Source organism: Micrococcaceae bacterium Sec5.8, from assembly GCA_039636775.1.
Lineage (GTDB): Bacteria > Actinomycetota > Actinomycetes > Actinomycetales > Micrococcaceae > Arthrobacter.
Genome location: CP143429.1, coordinates 1,225,482 through 1,242,617, shown reverse-complemented (window position 1 = coordinate 1,242,617; position 17,136 = coordinate 1,225,482). Strand labels below are relative to the sequence as shown.

The following is a 17,136-nucleotide window of genomic DNA, read 5'->3' as shown; positions in this document are numbered from 1 at the left end:
CTACGCTGGGTGGGATGAGCCAGTGCGACGACGTCCCGATCCCGCCTGAGCTGCGCCGCCACCTCGCCGGAAGCACCGGTGGCCGCGGCTGGCTTGCGGCCCTCCCCCGGCTGATCCAGCAGACGCTGGACCAGTGGGACCTCCGGCCCGACCTGGCGTCCGGCGCGCTGCCGTGGAACGGCCACGGCGCCATCGTCATCCCGGTACGCCCCCGCACCCCGCCCTGGGCGGCCACCGGGGAATCCGGTGTGGCCGCTGGTGATGCGGCGGTCCTCAAGATCGCCTATCCCTACGACGAAGCGCTGGTGGAGCCGCACGCCCTCACCCTGTGGAAGGGCGACGGAGCTGTCCGCCTGCTCGCGGCCGACGCGGCGGCCGGGGCGCTGCTGCTGGAACGCCTGGACGCTGCCCGTTCCCTGCAGGACGAGCCAATGGACGTGGCCGTCCCGGTCTGGGGCGGGCTGGTCCGCCGGCTGAGCCGGGTTCCCGATGATGCGCCGGAATGGCGGGAGCTGGACCATGTGGCCGCCCGCGCCGAGCGATGGAGTGACGAACTGCCGGAAACCTGGGACAGACTGGGCCGGCCGTTCCCCCGGTGGCTGCTGGAAGCCGCCCTTGAGGTCTGCCAGACGCGCGGCGCGGTGGGCCGCCGCTCCGGGCGGGACGTGCTGGTCCACACCGACCTGCACTACTCCAACGTCCTGGCCAGGCCCGGCCGCCATGCCCCCGCAAAACGCCCCGCCTCTGCACTGCGCCGCGCAGCCGGGAACGCAGCGGAGAACGCAGCGCTGGATCCGGCCGATGGCTGGGCCGCCATCGATCCCCAGCCGTTGATCGGCGAGGCGGAATTCGCCGTGGCACCCTTGCTGTGGAACCGGATCCGCGAGCTGCCCGGGGCGGATCCGGAACGGGGCCTGCTCGAGCGCTGCCGGGACTTCAGCCTCGCAGCCGGACTCGACAGCGAGGCCGCGAGGCAGTGGAGCGTTGCCCGCGAGGTGGACAACGCCCTCGACTACGCCGCAACACCACGCCACGAGGGCGACCTCGCACGCTCGCTTTGGGTGGCCAGCACCTTGGCCGGGCGCACGCTGCCCGGGCTTCCTGCACCCGGCCAGCTTCCCGCCCCGGGGGAAGCGCGGAGCTAGCCGTTCTGCCCGCGGACCGCCGCCAGGGCGTCCCGGACAGCGTCGACGGCGACGGCGACGTCGGCGTCGTCGGTGCTCCAGTTACTGACGGAAATCCGCAGAATCTCACGGCCCTGCCAGCGTGAACCGGACATCCAGACCCGGCCGTCCGCCATGACCCGGGCCGTCACCGCCCGGGTGGTGACGTCGTCGCCGAAGGCCAGCGACACCTGGGTATAGACGACGTCGTTGAGCACCTCCACGCCGTCCAACGCGGACAACCGCTCCGCCAACTGCCCGGCGTGCCGCACGAGCCCCTGGACCTGGGCCGCGACGCCGTCCCGGCCGAGCGACTTCAGCGCGGCCCAGACCGGGACGCCGCGGGCGCGGCGGGACAGTTCCGGAACCGTCTCGAAGGGATCGGCCGCCCCGTCCGCGTCCTGGATTAAGTAGCTGGTGTGCACTCCCATGGCAGCCCGCAGCGCCTGGGCATCCCGGACCACCGTGATGCCGCAGTCGTAGGGCACGTTGAGCGTTTTGTGCGCATCCGTACCCCAGGAATCGGCGCCCCCCAGCCCCGCCGTCAGTGCGGCGAGCTCCGGCACGGCGGCCGCCCAGAGCCCGAAGGCGCCGTCCACATGGACCCAGGCACCATGCGCTTTGGCGACGGCCACCGCCTCAAGGAACGGATCGAAGGCTCCGGAGTGCAGGTTTCCGGCCTGCAGGCAGACCAGCAGCGGGGGCCGGGCCGCTCCGGTGGCGCCGCCTGCCGCATGTGCGGACGGATTGCCTGTGCTCCCGCCGGAACTGCCCAGGGCGCGGTCCAGGGCGCCAGCCAACTCTGCCGGGTCGATGCGGCCCTGCTCGTCGGCCGGGACGACTGTGGGCCTGCCCAGCCCCAAATACCGGAGGCCGAGGTCGATCGTGTCGTGCCGTTCCTGGCCCACGAAGCAGTGGATCCGGGGCGCGCCGGAGAGTCCGTCGGCATCGAGGTCCCAGCCGGCATTGGCCATCAGGCGCCAGCGGGCAGCGGCCAGTGCGGTGAAGTTGGCCATGGTGGCGCCGGTTGCGAAGCCGACGTCGGATTCCCGCGGGAGGTCCAGCAGGTCAAGGAGCCACTTGCCGGCAGCCTCCTCGATGGCCGCCGTCGCCGGGGTGGCGAACCGCAGCCCGGCATTCTGGTCCCAGGCACTGACGAGCCAGTCCGCGGCCAACGCCGCCGGCAGGGTGCCGCCGATGACCCAGCCGAAGAACCGTCCGGAGGGCATGGCCATCAGGCCGGGTTCGGCTTTTGCGGCCAGATATTCCACGACCTCCGCCGCCGGCATTCCGGTCCGGGGCAGCGGACCGCCAAAATCGGCGGCGAGGTCCGCCGCGGTCATGCGTGGGCCGACTGGCCGGGTCTGCTGGCTCGAAAGCCACTGGCGAGCGTGCCGGGCCGCAGCCTCCAAGGCGCCGCTGTAGCGCCGTTCCGGAACTGACATAGCTGCATGCTACGCCCGCTGCAGAGCCACCGGCAGCCCCCGGCAGGTGCTACGCGAGGCTGTCCTGCCAGATGTCGGAGCCGAGCTTGATGATGAGGGCACCCACCACGGCAAGGAAAACGACGCGGATGAATTTGTTGCCCTGCTTGACGGCTGTCCGGGCGCCGAGGTAGCCGCCGGCCATGTTGGCCAGGCCCAGAACCAGCCCCAGACCCCACAGCACGGCGCCGTGCGGCACGAAGAATAAGAGAGCCCCTGCGTTGGTGGCCATGTTGACGATCTTGGCTTTGGCGCTCGCTTCGAGGAAGGCGTACCCCATGGCCGAAACCAGTGCGATGATCAGGAACGAGCCGGTGCCCGGTCCAATCAAGCCATCATAAAAGCCGATAACCCCGCCGATGAGGCATGCCAGCACGTAGTGGCGGTGGCCGCTATGCCGGAGCCGGGTCAGCTCCCCCACGCTGGGACGGAACGCGGTAAACAGGGCGACGGCGATGAGCGCGGCAACAATGATGGGTTTAAACACGCTGGCCGGTAAATTCGCTGCCAGCACGGCCCCGCCGAAACTGCCGCCCATGGCCACGGCCGCCATGGGCAAGGCCGTGCGCAGGTCCGGCCGGACCCGTCGGTAGTACGTGACGGCACTGGTGGTGGTTCCGAAAATTGAACCCATCTTGTTCGTCGCCAGAGCCTGTACCGGGCTGATGCCCGGCACCAGCAACATGGCCGGGAGCTGGATCAATCCTCCGCCGCCAACCACCGCGTCGACCCAGCCGGCGGCGAAACCGGCCACCACGATCAGGATGAGGGTAGTGAGTTCAATCGACTCGAGTCCGGAAACCACGCCTGCCGGTGCCGTGCGTTAGCTGTTACGGACGGCGTCGACCACGTAGGCCACGGCCGCCTCGACGGCGATGTTTTCGGCGTTGCCGCTGCGGCGGTCCTTGATCTCGACGACGCCATCCACCAGACCGCGCCCGACGGCGAGGATGGTTGGGACGCCGACGAGTTCGGCATCGCCGAATTTCACGCCCGGCGACACCTTGGGACGGTCGTCATAGATGACCTCAAGGCCGGCGGCCTCCAGGTCGAGGGCCAGCTTCTCCGCAGCGGCGAAGATTTCCTCGCCGCGGCCGACAGCCACCACGTGGACGTCGGCCGGGGCGACGGCGCGCGGCCAGATCAGGCCCTTGTCGTCGTGGTTGGATTCGGCCAGGGCAGCGACGGCGCGGGTGACGCCGACGCCGTAGGATCCCATGGTGACCACGACCTGCTTGCCGTTCTGGTCCAGGACTTTCAGATCCATGGCTGCGGCGTACTTGCGCCCGAGCTGGAAGATGTGGCCCATTTCAATGCCGCGGGCGGTCTCCAGCGGTCCGGAGCCGTCCGGGGCTTCGTCGCCGGCGCGCACCTCGGTGGCCTCGATGACGCCGTCCCAGCCGAAGTCCCGGCCGGCCACCAGTCCAAAGACGTGCTTGCCGGCCTCGTTCGCGCCGGTGACCCAGGCCGAGCCGCTGACGACGCGGGGATCCACCAGGTAGAGCAGTTTGGCGCTGCCCTCGGCGCCCAGCAGGGGCGCGTCCAGAGTCAGGCCGGGGCCGAGGTAGCCCTTGACGATGAGGGGATGCTTTTTGAGGTCGTCCTCGTTGGCGGCCTCAAGGGTGATTTCGCCGCCGATCGGCAGGAAGGAGCCGATGTTGGCTTCGACGCGCTTGAGGTCGACGCCCCGGTCACCCGGCACGCCAATGACGACGATCTGGCGTTCGCCGGTGGGCAGGGTGACGGCAAGCACGACGTTCTTGAGCGTGTCGGCGGCCGTCCAGGCGCCGCCGTCGGCCGCACTGCGGGGTACCAAAGCGTTGGCCGCGTCGACGAGGGTGTCGATCGTGGGGGTGTCCGGGGTGTCCCGGACGTCCGCGGCGGGGGCGTTGGAAAAGTCGATGTCCGCCGGAACCACGGTGGTGACGGCCTCGACGTTGGCTGCGTAGCCACCGGCGGAGCGGACGAAAGTGTCCTCGCCGATCTCGGTCGGGTGCAGGAATTCCTCGCTCCTGGACCCGCCCATGGCGCCGGCGGTGGCTGCCACCGGAATGACCTCCAGCCCGAGGCGCTCGAAGATCTTCAGGTAGGCCCCGCGGTGCGCGGCGTAGCTGTCATCGAGTCCGGCGTCATCGACGTCGAAGGAATACGAGTCCTTCATGATGAATTCGCGGCCGCGCAGCAGGCCGGCCCGCGGGCGTGCCTCATCGCGGTATTTGTTCTGGATTTGGTAGATGCTCAGCGGCAGGTCCTTGTACGAGGAGTACAGGTCCTTGACCAGGAGGGTGAACATTTCCTCGTGCGTGGGGGCCAGCAGGTAGTCGTTGCCTTTGCGGTCCTTGAGCCGAAAGATGCCGTCACCGTACTCGGTCCAGCGGTTGGTGGCCTCGTAGGGTTCCTTCGGCAGCAGCGCCGGGAAGTGCACTTCCTGGGCTCCGATGGCAGTCATTTCTTCGCGGATGATCTTTTCCACGCGGCGCAGCACGCTCAATCCCAGGGGAAGCCACGTGTAGATGCCCGGCGCGGCCCGGCGGATGTACCCGGCACGGACCAGCAGGCGGTGGCTGGCCACTTCGGCATCGGCGGGATCTTCACGCAGGGTGCGCAGGAACAGCTTGGAGAGTCGAAGGACCACTGGGTATCTATCCGTTTCTGGGAAGGTGCGGGGCAAAGCAGCAAAACAACAAACAACACATCAAAGCGCGATGACAACGGCACCACGGTGAAGGGGTGGACCCGGTACGCGGCCACGCGTTCAGGTACCAATCTACCGTCAGCCCGGGCGCAGAAGAGCCACGCCATAAACGACGGAAGCCCCTGGCCGTTCCCGGCTGGTCATCCCGCTCTGACGTGGCTCTGCGGCCCCCGGTGCCGCCAATCTCCGGCGGTGGGCCCTTGGTGTTGCCCTCGAGGGCGCCTGCATCCCGGCATCTGCACCGTGGAAACGTGTGCCCGTGCCGCACTGCCAGCTCGAACCTACGTGACACAGGGCACTAAAACAAGAGTTCACATTCAGTTAATTTCCGAATGCCCTTGTTACCCCTGGGGTCAGAGAGTACTGAAGTTTCCGTGCAAGCACGTCAGAAAAGCACCGTCGCGAACGTGCCCACCTGGCGGAAACCCACCCGCTCGTACGTGGCACGCGCCCGGGCGTTGAAATTGTTGACGTACAGGCTGGTGACCGGGGCGATGGTCCGGGCGAGTTCGACGGCGGCAGCCATGTAACCCGCGCTCAGGCCCTGGCCCCGGAACTCCGGATCCATCCAGACGCCCTGGATCTGGGTCACTTCCTCGGTGACTGCGCCCAGCTCGGCCTTGAAAACCACCTGGCGCCCCGGGTTCAGGTGCACCATGGAATGCCCTTCGCGGATCAGGCCTTTGACCCTGCGGCTGTAGTATTCGCGTCCGCCAAGGTAGGGCGAGTAGCCCACTTCCTCCTCGAACATCGCTGCGCAGGCAGGAAGGATCCGGTCGAAATCCGCCAATTGACCAAAGCCCAGCTTCGGGTTTGGAGTCACGGCGGGCGGCCCGGCAATGGTCATCAGCGGCTGGTCGTCGCGGATCTCGTGCGCCGTCTGGCCGAACAGTTCCAGCCCGGCATACAGTGCCAGGACGGTCTCGGCGGGGCCGAAGATTGAGGCGTACCGGCGGCCCGAGCGGTGGGCTGCCGCCGCCACGGCAGCGGCAAGCCCGGGGTCCAGCTGCACCGGTACCAGGTTGGCCCCGGCCCAGCAGGCACCGAGGAGGGTGCCGCCGTCGAACACGCCGAGAATGCTGGCACCGCCCGGGGTGGGTGCTGCCGAACCGGCGGTCGCCAGGTGGGAGAGGATGAAGACATTGGCCACGGCATCCTGCCGCGCCAGGTCAAGGAGCTGGGGAGTGTCCGAGCCCGTGAGGGACCGGACAGCGACGCCGGCACCGGCGCCGGCGCCGTCCTTACGAGACGCTAACCACGGGGCTACCCTTGACAGCATCTTCGCCATCGGCCTCCCCCATCTCTTCGGCGATACGCATGGCTTCTTCGATCAGTGTCTCAACAATCTGGTCCTCGGGAACAGTCTTGATGACCTCGCCCCGCACAAAGATCTGGCCCTTGCCGTTGCCCGAGGCGACTCCAAGGTCGGCTTCGCGCGCTTCGCCGGGTCCGTTGACGACGCAGCCCATCACGGCCACGCGCAGCGGGATCTCCATGCCCTCGAGCCCGGCGGTGACCTGCTCGGCCAGCGTATACACGTCCACCTGGGCGCGGCCGCAGGACGGGCAGGAAACGATTTCGAGCTTCCGCGGGCGGAGGTTCAGCGACTGCAGGATCTGGTTGCCGACCTTGATTTCCTCGACCGGCGGCGCGGAGAGGGAAACCCGGATGGTGTCACCGATGCCGCGGGACAGCAGGGCACCAAAGGCCGTAGCTGACTTGATAGTGCCCTGGAACGCAGGGCCCGCCTCCGTAACGCCGAGGTGCAGCGGCCAGTCTCCCTGCTCAGCCAGCATCTCGTAGGCAGCGACCATGATGACCGGGTCGTTGTGCTTGACCGAGATCTTGAAGTCATGGAAGCCGTGCTCTTCGAAGAGTGAAGCCTCCCAGACAGCGGATTCCACGAGGGCCTCCGGCGTGGCTTTGCCGTATTTCTTCAGGATGCCCGGTTCCAGGGAACCGGCGTTGATGCCAATCCGGATCGAGGTGCCGTGGTCCTTGGCGGCGCGTGCGATTTCCTTGACCTGGTCATCGAACTTGCGGATGTTTCCGGGGTTCACCCTGACGGCGGCGCACCCTGCTTCGATTGCCGCGAAGACGTACTTCGGCTGGAAGTGGATGTCCGCGATGACGGGGATCTGGGACTTGCGCGCGATGATCGGCAGGGCCTCGGCATCGTCCGCGGACGGGCATGCAACCCGCACAATGTCGCAGCCGGAAGCCGTGAGTTCGGCGATCTGCTGGAGGGTGGCATTGATGTCCGTGGTGGGGGTCGTGGTCATCGACTGCACGCTGATCGGCGAATCAGAGCCGACACCGACCGATCCCACCTTGATCTGGCGGGTCTTGCGGCGCGGGGCAAGGACGGGGGGTGGTGCTGACGGCATTCCCAAGCTGACCGAGGTCACATGGACTCCTTGTGTTGAAGTAGGTCTTGCGGGGGGTGGCTAGGCCGCGTGGCCGGCCAGGAGGCCGGTGACAGGCGCCCAGGCCGTGGTGCGGGTGCCGGAGACGGCGCCGGCGGCAGCGAAGGGATCCTGCTTGAGGACCGCATTGAGTGCCCGCTCGTCGGCGGCCTTGAAAATCAACAGTGCGCCGGCACCGTCCCCGTAGGGCCCGCTGGCGAGCAGCGTTCCCTCCCCGGCAAGTCCTGCGGTCCATTCGCGGTGCGCCGGGCGGGCGGCGTCGCGGGCTTCAGAGGATTCGGCATCGTATACGTACTCAACAGCAAAAACAGTCATACAGATACACTATCGCTCCGCCGGCCAGGCACCCATCCGGGCGTCGGTCCAGGCGTCGGTCCGGCAGACTGGCGGGCGGGCACAGCGCCGGCGGGCGGGCCGGGACAGCAGCGGTGGTTCCGGCGGCATCAGCCGAGGACCGTCGCCCTCGCCAGGGCCGCGATGCCGGCCGCCCACAGCATCGAGGTGAGGGTACCGATGATGAACCGTTCCGCGGCCACCGGCGTCTCCTTCAGCTCGGCAAAGCGGCCAAGCCCCTTGATCGCCACCACGTAGGCAATGGCGATCGGCTGGCTGGCGAGGATGGCCAGGCAGACCGCGAGCCGCTCAAGGATGCCGATGATCGCCCCGCCGCGCAGGATCCGGACGCTGCTGACCGGAAGGGTGGCGGAGCCCGCCGCCGGGGATGCCGGGGTGGACGAGCCGGCAGGGGCGGGGGTCGCAGCCGGTCCCTGGGTGGCCGGAGAATCAACGGTGACATCCGCCGCAGGGTCGTTCGCGGGGTCAACAGCGCCTGCCCCTGCGTCCTGCCGGTCATCGATGGTCCTGGCGAGCCGGAAGACCAGAGCGGTGACGGGCCAGCCGGCAAACGCTGCGATGAGTAGGGCGAGGGTGATCCAGAGGGCGTTCACTGCTCTCCTTCCTTGCTGTCCGGGGTGCGCGGGTCTGCGGGCCGGGTCGGGCCAGGGTGGGTGGCGCCATCCGCGGACCCGGCCGTGGCGCCGTCCGGGAAGGGGCCGGGACCGCCGTCGTGGCCGGTGATGATGTCGTGGGCGAGGGCCAGCAGCATCTGGGCTGCGGGCCTCGCTGCCCATTCTTCCTGCCAACCGGAGCGCAGCAGCGCACGGCTCACCGATTGTTCGGTGATTCCCAGTTCCCGGGCGGCGATCTTCTGCGTTCCGTGTGTACCGGTGTGTCCGTGCTGCACCGAGCGCAGCACCTCAACTACCTTCCACTGGGCAGCGGTGCGGTCCTGGACCAGCCGTCCGATCAGGCGCAGTACCGCCTCCGCGTTGGCGCAGGCACGGGCGCCGGCAGACCCCGCCGGTGACGGTGCTGCGTCTGCCCGTCGAAGTCCGCCGGAGATGACGGCGATCGGCACGTGGGCCGCACCGGCCTTGGCCTTTTCGACCGCCGCCCTGGCTGCCACAAAGGCGGGCCCGGATCCTTCGCGCGGGCTGGCCGGCAGCGGCCGGTCCACCCTCCCGACGCCGATGCCTACGTACCAGCGGCCGCTGCGCAGGGCATGCAGGGCGATATCCACCACCTCTTCAGGGCGCTCCACGACCCCTTGGACTTCATCCCCGACGGAACGCTCAAAATATCCGGCGGTGGAGAGCCCGGCCAGTTCAGCGAGGAGGCCGGGGACCCGGTCGATGTCGGCGCTGCTGCCGCGCTGGTCGATGGTCATCACGTACATGAGCACAGCCTAAGGGGTTGATCCTACCAAATCAACCATATTCAACTGATTACTGTAAATCATCCGTAATAGGCTGATAAAGAAACATCAGCCCGGAGCGGTTGCGGGTTTGGCCTGGCTCACCGCGGCCGGAGGAGGCCCGGGTCAGCCGAACAGGTTGACGGGTTTGACGATGTCCGCGTAGATCAGCAGCGCCCCCATGCCCATCAGCAGCACGGCCACGACGTAGGTGACCGGCAGCAGCTTGGCGATGTCGAAGGCGCCCGGGTCGGGCCGGCCAAAGAGCTTGGCGATCCTGCGCCGGGCCCCTTCGTACAGCGCACCGGCCACGTGGCCGCCGTCGAGCGGCAGCAGCGGAATGAGGTTGAAGACGGCCAGGGCGAAGTTGAGGCCGGCCAGCAGCCCCACCAGGGTGGCGATCCGGGATTGCATCGGCACCTGCTCCATCGCGGCGACCTCGCCGGCAACCCGCCCCACTCCGACCACGCTGATGGGTCCGTTGGGGTCGCGGGGCTCTTCGCTGAACGCTGCCTTGGCGACGCCGGCCACGCGGGCCGGAAGATTGACCACCACGCCGGCGATCTGCTTGATGTTCTCGCCCGCCATCGGCAGAACCGTCGACGCCGGCTGCGGGACGAGCGCCGTCTGCGCCCCGATGCCGAGAAAACCGACGTCCTGGTACTGCAGGGTGCCGTCGGCCGATTTGGCCTGCCGGCCGTCGTCGCCTACAACGGGACGGGAGGAAAGGACCGGCGTGACCGACGTGGTGACCGGGACGCCGTCGCGTTCCACGGTGATGGCGACCTGCCTGTCCGCGGACGCGCGGATCCAGCCGGTCAGTTCGTCCCAGCTGGTGACGGGTTTTCCGTCGAAGGAGGTAATCGCGTCGTTGGGTTTAAGGCCTGCGGCGGCCGCCGGGGTGAGCTTGCAGTCGGCCGAATCCGGGTCCACGGTTTCGCCGGCGTTGACCTGGCATTTGGAGACATCAGCGATGGTGGTGGTCTGGGTGGCGATGCCGAAGCCCATCAGCAGCACGGCCGTCAGCGCCAGCCCGATCAGCATGTTCATGGCCGGCCCGCCGAGCATGATGATGATTTTCTTCCACACCGGAAGCTTGTAGAAAACGCGGTTTCCGTCCGCGGGGCCCACTTCCTCGTGGGCCAGGGAGCGGGCGTCGGAGGCGAGTGATTGAAACATGCCGGTGCTGGAGGGACGGACTGTGCCGTCCGCCTTATTCGGCGGGTACATGCCGATCATGGAGACAAATCCGCCCAGCGGAATGGCCTTGAAGCCGTACTCGGTTTCGCGCTTCTTGCGGGACCAGAGGGTGGGGCCGAAGCCGATCATGTACTTGGTGACGCGGACCTTGAACCATTTGGCGGGCAGCAGGTGGCCCACCTCGTGCAGGGCAATGGACACGGCAATGCCGATCGCCACAAAGACGACACCGAGGATAAAGAGGAGGACGGGGCTCATGCTGGGATCTGCTGCTTCCTAGACGCTTTTGACGGCTAAACGTTCGTGGGTGCGGGCGCGTGCCCATCTCTCAGCATCCAGCACGGACTCCACCGTCAGCCCGGAGGAGCCTGTGTGTTCGCTGAGGACGGCATCGATCGTGTCGACGATGTCGGTGAACCGGATCCGGCCGGCGTGGAAGGCCATCACGGCTTCCTCGTTGGCGGCGTTGAAGACAGCCGGGTAGGTACTGCCCTGCCGGGCAGCGTCCTTCGCCAGTCCGACGGCGGGGAAAGCCGCGGTGTCCAGCGGCTCGAAGGTCCAGCTGGTGGCCTGGGTCCAGTCGCAGGCCCGGGCCGAGCCGGGGACACGGTCCGGCCAGCCGAGCCCGAGGGCGATGGGCAGGCGCATGTCCGGCGGCGAGGCCTGGGCGATCGTGGAGCCATCGACGAACTGGACCATGGAGTGCACCACGGACTGCGGGTGGACCACGACGTCGATCCGCTCCAGCGGGATGTCGAAGAGCAGGTGCGCCTCGATGACCTCCAGGCCCTTATTGACCAGGCTGGCGGAGTTGGTGGTAACCATCAGGCCCATGTCCCAGGTGGGGTGGGCGAGGGCTTCCTGCGGGGTCACCTGGTGCAACTGCCCGCGCGTTTTGCCGCGGAAGGGTCCGCCGGACGCGGTGAGGATCAGCCGGTCCACTTCAGCCGCGGTGCCGGAGCGAAGGCACTGCGCGATGGCCGAGTGCTCGGAATCGACCGGGACGATCTGGCCTTCACGGGCCGCGGCCTTCACTAGGGCGCCGCCGACAATCAGGGATTCCTTGTTGGCCAGGGCAAGGGTGGTCCCGGCTTTGAGTGCGGCGAGGGTGGGCGCCAGGCCGATGGAGCCGGTGATGCCGTTGAGTACGACGTCGGCCTCGATCTCCGCGATCCGGGTGGAGGCGTCGGGTCCGGTGATGATCTCGGGACGGTAGCCTGCCACTCCGGCCGCGGCAGCGGCGTCGTCGATCAGCCGCTGAAGGGCGCCCCCGTCGCCGGAGGCCATACCGATGGCCACGGCACGGGTGTGCACGGCCTGGCGGGCCAGCAGGTCCAGGTTGCCGCCGCCGGCGCTGAGGGCGACGACCTCGAAGAGGTGCGGGGCGCCGTCGACGACGTCAATCGCCTGCGTGCCGATGGAACCGGTGGACCCGAGGAGGACGATCTTGCGCGGCTGCATGCTTCCAGTATCCCGCACCCCGCCGGGTGCTTGGGCCGCCCGGCGGGTCGGCAGTTCAGGGCAATGGTGACGCGCACCATTGCCGCGACGTGCGTACTCGACGCCGGCCCGGTTTCGAATGCTGCGCCCGTTGACGCCGGAGGCCTCGGGCGTAACGTGGGAAACGTGGAGTGGACGGCCTGGTTTGACGCCCCGGAGTACGAGTTCGCCCGGCAGGTGCTGCAGCGCGGCATCGCCATGGTCTACCTTGTGGCCTTCCTGTCCTCGCTGAACCAGTTCCCGGCCCTCCTCGGCGAGCGCGGACTGTTGCCCGTGCCGGATTTCCTGGCCCGGTCCGGCCGGCTGCGCAGGCCCACCCTGTTCAGCTGGCGGTACTCGGACCGGCTGCTGCGTGCGGTGTGCTGGGGCGGGATGGCAATTGCTGCCACGGTGGTTCTGGGACTGCCGCAGTCGGGGCCGGCGTGGGTTCCGCTGCTGGCGTTCCTCGCGCTGTGGCTGCTGTACATGTCGATCGTGAACGTGGGGCAGACGTTCTACGGTTTCGGCTGGGAAATGCTGCTGCTCGAGGCCGGTTTTATTGCGGCCTTCCTCGGCTCCGACCAGACTCCCCCGCCGCGGACCATCCTGATCCTGCTGGCCTGGTTGTTGTTCCGGCTGGAGTTTGGCGCCGGCATGATCAAAATCCGCGGCGGCCCGGAGTGGCGCGACCTGACCGCCTTGTATTTTCACCACGAGACCCAGCCGATGCCGGGCCCGCTCAGCCGCCAGGCCCACCTGTTGCCCAAGTCTGTGCACCGGCTCGAGGTGCTGGGCAACCACGTCGCGCAGCTGATAGTGCCGTTCTTCCTCTTCGCCCCGCAACCGCTGGCCAGCGCGGCGGCAGGAATCGTCGTCTTCACGCAGCTGTGGCTGGTGGCGAGCGGGAACTTCGCCTGGCTCAACTGGATGGCCATCCTGCTCGCCTTCGCCGCCGTCAGCGACCCGGTGGCGCACGCCGTGCTCCCGGCGATCCCGCTCGACTGGCACCCGTCAGCTGCAGGCGCCGGGGCTGCCGTTGCCGGGACCGCGGGCGCCGGCACCGGCAGCCAGGCGCCGCTGGCATGGCTCGTGGTGGTCCTGGTGGCCACGGTGTTCCTCGTGGTGCTCAGCTACCGCCCGGTCGAGAACCTGTTCTCCCGCTACCAGCTGATGAACGCCGCGTTCAACCGCTGGCAACTGGGGAACACCTATGGCGCGTTTGGCTCGGTCACCAGGCAGCGGATCGAGATCGCGGTGGAAGGGACGCTCGACGCCGACCCCGGCGACTCAGCGGACTGGCGGGAATACGGCTTCCGGGGAAAACCGGGCGAGGTGGGCCGCGTCCCGCGGCAGTGGGCGCCGTACCACCTGCGCCTGGACTGGCTGATGTGGTTCCTGCCGTTGCGGACCGTGCACGAGCAATGGTTTTACGCTTTCCTCGCGAAGCTGCTGGCGGCCGACCGGCCCACGCTTCGCCTGCTGCGGCATGATCCGTTCGACGGCGCCCGGCCCCGGTGGGTGCGGGCGCGCAGCTACCTGTACCGTTACGCCACCCGGGCTGAGTTCCGCGCCACGGGCGAGCGCTGGGTCCGGATTCCGTTGCGCGAGTCGATTCCGCCGCTGTCCCTGCCGCCGGAGGGCTGAGCCCCGGTAACGCGGGTGGCCGGAATGGGTCTCCCGTCCGGCGATCGGCGTGGCGCCTTCGGACGGTCCGCCTGGACGGACACCTCGTTTTTCACCGGTGCGGGCGGTCACGGGGCATGCCCTCTCTTGGGGCTGCGATCGACATGCTGGAACCTTGGAGTGATGCGGGTGGGCGTGAATTCCGACCGCACCCGGTCTCCATTCGACCCAGACGGCCGCTAGAGGGCCCACCAAAGCGGCCATACGTGACGAATCGATGAAGCCCGCGCGCCCGGTTTCCCCCGGCTCCCACAACGAACCATTCCGGTCCAGGTCGCCCGCAGGAGTAGCCCCTGCGGGCGGGCCCGTGGGTCCGCTAGCGCCCCGCTCTGCGAAGCGTGGATTCGGCGTGCTTAAGGATGGGCCCATCGATCATCTTGCCGTTGAACTGGAAAACACCGTTGCCGGCTGCGGCGGCGGCCTCAAGGAGTTCGGCGGCAGCCGCAACCTCCGCATCGGACGGCGCGTAGGCAGCCCGGACCACGGCCACCTGGTTCGGGTGGATGCAGGCCTTCGAACCGAACCCGGAGGCGACAGCGTCGCGGGATTCGAGGGCGAGTCCCTCCAGGTCGGGGATGTTGACGTAGACGGAGTCGACGGCCTCCTTGCCGAAGGCCCGGGCGGCCAGCAGCACCGCGGACCGGGCGTGCAGCGCGACCGCGCGGTAGGCGCCGTCGTCCGTCCTGCTGGAGGTGCCGCCAAGTGAGGCGAGCAGGTCCTCTGCGCCCCACATGAGTCCCACGACGTTCGGCTCTGCTGCGATGGCGGCAGCATTGACCACCCCCAGCGCGGTCTCACAGAGGGCAACGACGCTGTAGCCCGCCAGCTCCCTGAGCTGGCCAGGGCGTTCGGCCTTGGCGAGCATCACGTGCCGGTAGGGCGTGTGCTTGAGGCAGTGCAGGTCCTTCGCGAATTCGTCCGTGCCCGCGGGATTAATCCGGATGATGGTCCGGCTCGGGTCCAGCTCGGGCACCTCCCCGGTGCCGCCAAGCTGGGCGAGGATGGCGCCACGGGCGCGCTGCTTATCCGCCGGCGCGACGGCGTCCTCAAGGTCAACGATCACTGCGTCGGCGCGTTCAGATGCTTTCTGGTACCGCTCCGGGCGGTCGGCGGGGCAAAACAGCAGGGCGGGGCCCATCAAGAAGCTCATGCTTCGATTGTCCCCTCTGCAGCGGCATCTTTCGCTCCGCCGGCGTGTGCTTCCCGTGTCCACATCAGACAGCTGCGGGTGGCAAGGGCCACAACCTCGCCGTCCTGGTTCCGGCCCGTGTGCTTCATGGTGACTATTCCCTGGCCCGGGCGGGACGATGAAAGCCGTTTCCCGGTCACCACAGTCTCCGTGTACAGGGTGTCGCCGTGGTACATGGGGTGCGGAAAGGACACGTCCGTGAGTCCCAGCTGGGCAATGATGGTTCCCTGGGTCAACTGCGGCACGGATTGCCCCACCACGGTCGCGAGCGTGAACATGGAGTTCACGAGACGCTGGCCGAACGGCTGGCCCGCACTCCAGGCGGCGTCGAGGTGCAGGGCCTGGGTGTTCATGGTCATGGTGGTGAAGAGGACGTTGTCCGCCTCGGTCACGGTCCGGCCGGGCCGGTGCGCGTAGACCACATCCTCTTCCAGCTCGTCGAAGTACAGACCGCGTTGTTCGACGATTCTCGGTTCCGTGGCGCGCAGTGGTTCGGTGGTCATACGCTCAGTTCCTGGTCTTCCTCGAAAAGTTCGGCGCCGGTGGCCGCGGCCACATCCTCGGCTGTGACGTTGGGTGCGAGTTCACGCAGCACCAGCCGCGGCCGCCCGGCGTCGGTCACGACGTCGATCACGGCGAGGTCGGTGATGATCCGGTCCACGCAGGCTTTGCCTGTCAGCGGGAGCGTGCAATTCTCCACGATTTTGGGCCGGCCGTTGCGGTCCACGTGCTCCATCATCACGATCACCTTTTTGGCGCCGAAGACCAGGTCCATGGCGCCGCCCATGCCTTTGACCATCTTGCCGGGAATCATCCAGTTCGCCAGGTCACCGTTCTGGGCCACCTCCATCGCACCAAGCACCGCCACGTCCACATGCCCGCCGCGGATCATGCCGAAGGACGTGGCGGAGTCGAAGAACGCGGCGCCCTGGTTGACCGTCACCGTTTCCTTGCCGGCGTTGATCAGGTCCGGATCGACGCGGTCCTCCGTCGGGTACGGACCGACGCCAAGGATGCCGTTTTCGGAGTGCAGGACCACTTCGACGCCGGCGGGGATGTAGTTGGGGATCAGGGTGGGCATGCCGATGCCGAGGTTGACGTATTGCCCGTTGCGCAGCTCCCTGGCCACCCTGGCGGCCAGTTCGTTCCGCGTCCAGCCCTTGCTTTCGCTACCGGCAGGATGCTCGACGGCGGCGGGCCGGTATTCGTGGCGGACCGCTTCGGGACGGGGCGGGGCACCCTGCGGGCTGTTGGATTCCATGGCCTAGGCTCCTGACTGCTCGGTGGTGCTGGAGGTGGTGCGCTTTTCGATGCGCTTCTCCGCCGGCGGCGCGAGGATCACACGCTGGACAAAGATCCCGGGGACGTGGACGTGCTCCGGGTCAAGCTCCCCGGGTTCCACTAGTTCCTCAACCTCGGCGATGGTGATTCTGCCGGCCATGGCACACAGCGGGTTGAAGTTCATTGCGGTGGCGTGGAAGACGAGGTTGCCGTGCCGGTCGCCCTTCCAGGCGTGCACGAGGCCGAAGTCCGGGGTCAGCGATTCCTCAAGGACATAGTCGGCGCCGTTGAAGCTGCGCACCTCCTTGGCCGCGGAGGCAATCGCCACCTTTCCACCGGCGTCGTACTTCTGCGGCAGGCCGCCGTCGGAGACCTGGGTCCCCACGCCGGCCGGCGTGTAGAAGGCGGGGATGCCGGCGCCTCCGGCGCGCAGCTTCTCGGCCAGCGTGCCCTGCGGAGTGAGGACCACTTCAAGTTCGCCGGCAAGGTACTGCCGGGCGAATTCCTTGTTCTCCCCCACGTAGGAGCTGATGGTGCGGCGGATCCGGCCGTCCGTCAGCAGGATCCCGAGCCCCCAGTCATCAACTCCGCAGTTGTTGCTCACCGTTTCCAGGTCTGTGGCGCCGTGATGGTGCAGGGCGTCGATGAGGGCGACCGGAATTCCGCACAGCCCGAAACCGCCGACGGCGAGGGAGGCGCCGTCGGGAATGTCCGCGACGGCCTCCGCAGCGCTGGCAACAACTTTGTTGATCATCGGTGTTCCTTCCCTCGACGGTTGCGGCC

The 17,136-nt window shown here is 68.0% G+C and carries 16 protein-coding genes; 2 read left to right on the top strand and 14 right to left on the bottom strand.

The window, feature by feature from the left end:
- Positions 1-14: 14 nt before the first annotated feature.
- Entirely contained in the window at positions 15-1,145 is a 1,131-nt protein-coding gene (locus tag VUN84_05665) for an aminoglycoside phosphotransferase family protein (protein XAS65151.1), read from the top strand.
- Here VUN84_05665 and VUN84_05660 read toward each other — a convergent pair.
- The 10 genes from VUN84_05660 to dxr form a co-directional block, all read right to left on the bottom strand.
- Positions 1,142-2,608: a pyridoxal-dependent decarboxylase gene (locus tag VUN84_05660; protein XAS65150.1), complete on the bottom strand. Its 1,467-nt coding sequence runs from the start codon at positions 2,606-2,608 to the stop codon at positions 1,142-1,144. The genes VUN84_05665 and VUN84_05660 overlap by 4 nt on opposite strands.
- Positions 2,609-2,657: 49 nt before the next feature.
- Positions 2,658-3,452: a TSUP family transporter gene (locus tag VUN84_05655; protein XAS65149.1), complete on the bottom strand. Its 795-nt coding sequence runs from the start codon at positions 3,450-3,452 to the stop codon at positions 2,658-2,660.
- A gap of 18 nt (positions 3,453-3,470) precedes the next feature.
- Complete coding sequence (locus tag VUN84_05650) at positions 3,471-5,282, bottom strand: proline--tRNA ligase (protein XAS65148.1); 1,812 nt, start codon at positions 5,280-5,282, stop codon at positions 3,471-3,473.
- Between the two features lie 445 nt (positions 5,283-5,727).
- Positions 5,728-6,621: a GNAT family N-acetyltransferase gene (locus VUN84_05645; GenBank protein ID XAS65768.1), complete on the bottom strand. Its 894-nt coding sequence runs from the start codon at positions 6,619-6,621 to the stop codon at positions 5,728-5,730.
- Positions 6,584-7,750: a flavodoxin-dependent (E)-4-hydroxy-3-methylbut-2-enyl-diphosphate synthase gene (ispG, locus tag VUN84_05640; GenBank protein ID XAS65147.1), complete on the bottom strand. Its 1,167-nt coding sequence runs from the start codon at positions 7,748-7,750 to the stop codon at positions 6,584-6,586. Before ispG ends, VUN84_05645 begins: the two co-directional genes overlap by 38 nt.
- Before the next feature lie 39 nt (positions 7,751-7,789).
- Positions 7,790-8,083, bottom strand: coding sequence for a YciI family protein (locus tag VUN84_05635; GenBank protein XAS65146.1), 294 nt, complete (start codon positions 8,081-8,083; stop codon positions 7,790-7,792).
- A 128-nt stretch (positions 8,084-8,211) separates the two neighbouring features.
- The gene (locus VUN84_05630) at positions 8,212-8,715 is read right to left on the bottom strand and encodes a hypothetical protein (GenBank protein XAS65145.1); all 504 of its coding nucleotides are present in this window, start codon (positions 8,713-8,715) and stop codon (positions 8,212-8,214) included.
- Entirely contained in the window at positions 8,712-9,503 is a 792-nt protein-coding gene (locus tag VUN84_05625) for a MarR family transcriptional regulator (GenBank protein ID XAS65144.1), read from the bottom strand. The genes VUN84_05630 and VUN84_05625 overlap by 4 nt, the downstream gene beginning before the upstream one ends.
- Positions 9,504-9,647: 144 nt before the next feature.
- Positions 9,648-10,979 (bottom strand): site-2 protease family protein, encoded by a 1,332-nt coding sequence (locus VUN84_05620; protein ID XAS65143.1) that lies wholly within the window; start codon positions 10,977-10,979, stop codon positions 9,648-9,650.
- 18 nt (positions 10,980-10,997) lie between these two features.
- A complete protein-coding gene (dxr, locus tag VUN84_05615) occupies positions 10,998-12,182 on the bottom strand; it encodes a 1-deoxy-D-xylulose-5-phosphate reductoisomerase (protein XAS65142.1) in 1,185 nt (394 codons plus the stop codon).
- 165 nt (positions 12,183-12,347) lie between these two features.
- Between dxr and VUN84_05610 the strand changes: the two genes are divergently transcribed.
- Entirely contained in the window at positions 12,348-13,844 is a 1,497-nt protein-coding gene (locus VUN84_05610; protein XAS65767.1) for a lipase maturation factor family protein, read from the top strand.
- Positions 13,845-14,199: 355 nt separating this feature from the next.
- Here the strand turns inward: VUN84_05610 and VUN84_05605 are convergent, their stop codons facing one another.
- From VUN84_05605 to VUN84_05590, 4 genes are read right to left on the bottom strand one after another with little or no spacing between them, the layout of a single operon-like run.
- Positions 14,200-15,033 carry a CoA ester lyase gene (locus tag VUN84_05605; GenBank protein XAS65141.1) on the bottom strand — a complete coding sequence of 278 codons (834 nt, stop codon included), beginning with the start codon at positions 15,031-15,033 and terminating at the stop codon, positions 14,200-14,202.
- Positions 15,030-15,575: a MaoC family dehydratase gene (locus tag VUN84_05600; GenBank protein ID XAS65140.1), complete on the bottom strand. Its 546-nt coding sequence runs from the start codon at positions 15,573-15,575 to the stop codon at positions 15,030-15,032. The genes VUN84_05605 and VUN84_05600 overlap by 4 nt, the downstream gene beginning before the upstream one ends.
- Positions 15,572-16,333, bottom strand: a complete 762-nt coding sequence (locus VUN84_05595; protein XAS65139.1) for a CoA transferase subunit B — start codon at positions 16,331-16,333, stop codon at positions 15,572-15,574. Before VUN84_05595 ends, VUN84_05600 begins: the two co-directional genes overlap by 4 nt.
- Before the next feature lie 3 nt (positions 16,334-16,336).
- A complete protein-coding gene (locus tag VUN84_05590) occupies positions 16,337-17,107 on the bottom strand; it encodes a CoA transferase subunit A (GenBank protein XAS65138.1) in 771 nt (256 codons plus the stop codon).
- Between the last annotated feature and the right edge of the window lie 29 nt (positions 17,108-17,136).

Bases quoted from the DNA above. Each gene is read 5' to 3' on its own strand.
- VUN84_05665 (XAS65151.1), top strand. From the start codon at position 15: ATGAGCCAGTGCGACGACGTCCCGATCCCGCCTGAGCTGCGCCGCCAC.
- VUN84_05660 (XAS65150.1), bottom strand. From the start codon at position 2,608: ATGTCAGTTCCGGAACGGCGCTACAGCGGCGCCTTGGAGGCTGCGGCC.
- VUN84_05645 (XAS65768.1), bottom strand. From the start codon at position 6,621: ATGCTGTCAAGGGTAGCCCCGTGGTTAGCGTCTCGTAAGGACGGCGCC.
- VUN84_05635 (XAS65146.1), bottom strand. From the start codon at position 8,083: ATGACTGTTTTTGCTGTTGAGTACGTATACGATGCCGAATCCTCTGAA.
- VUN84_05625 (XAS65144.1), bottom strand. From the start codon at position 9,503: ATGTACGTGATGACCATCGACCAGCGCGGCAGCAGCGCCGACATCGAC.
- VUN84_05620 (XAS65143.1), bottom strand. From the start codon at position 10,979: ATGAGCCCCGTCCTCCTCTTTATCCTCGGTGTCGTCTTTGTGGCGATC.
- dxr (XAS65142.1), bottom strand. From the start codon at position 12,182: ATGCAGCCGCGCAAGATCGTCCTCCTCGGGTCCACCGGTTCCATCGGC.
- VUN84_05605 (XAS65141.1), bottom strand. From the start codon at position 15,033: ATGAGCTTCTTGATGGGCCCCGCCCTGCTGTTTTGCCCCGCCGACCGC.
- VUN84_05600 (XAS65140.1), bottom strand. From the start codon at position 15,575: ATGACCACCGAACCACTGCGCGCCACGGAACCGAGAATCGTCGAACAA.
- VUN84_05595 (XAS65139.1), bottom strand. From the start codon at position 16,333: ATGGAATCCAACAGCCCGCAGGGTGCCCCGCCCCGTCCCGAAGCGGTC.
- VUN84_05590 (XAS65138.1), bottom strand. From the start codon at position 17,107: ATGATCAACAAAGTTGTTGCCAGCGCTGCGGAGGCCGTCGCGGACATT.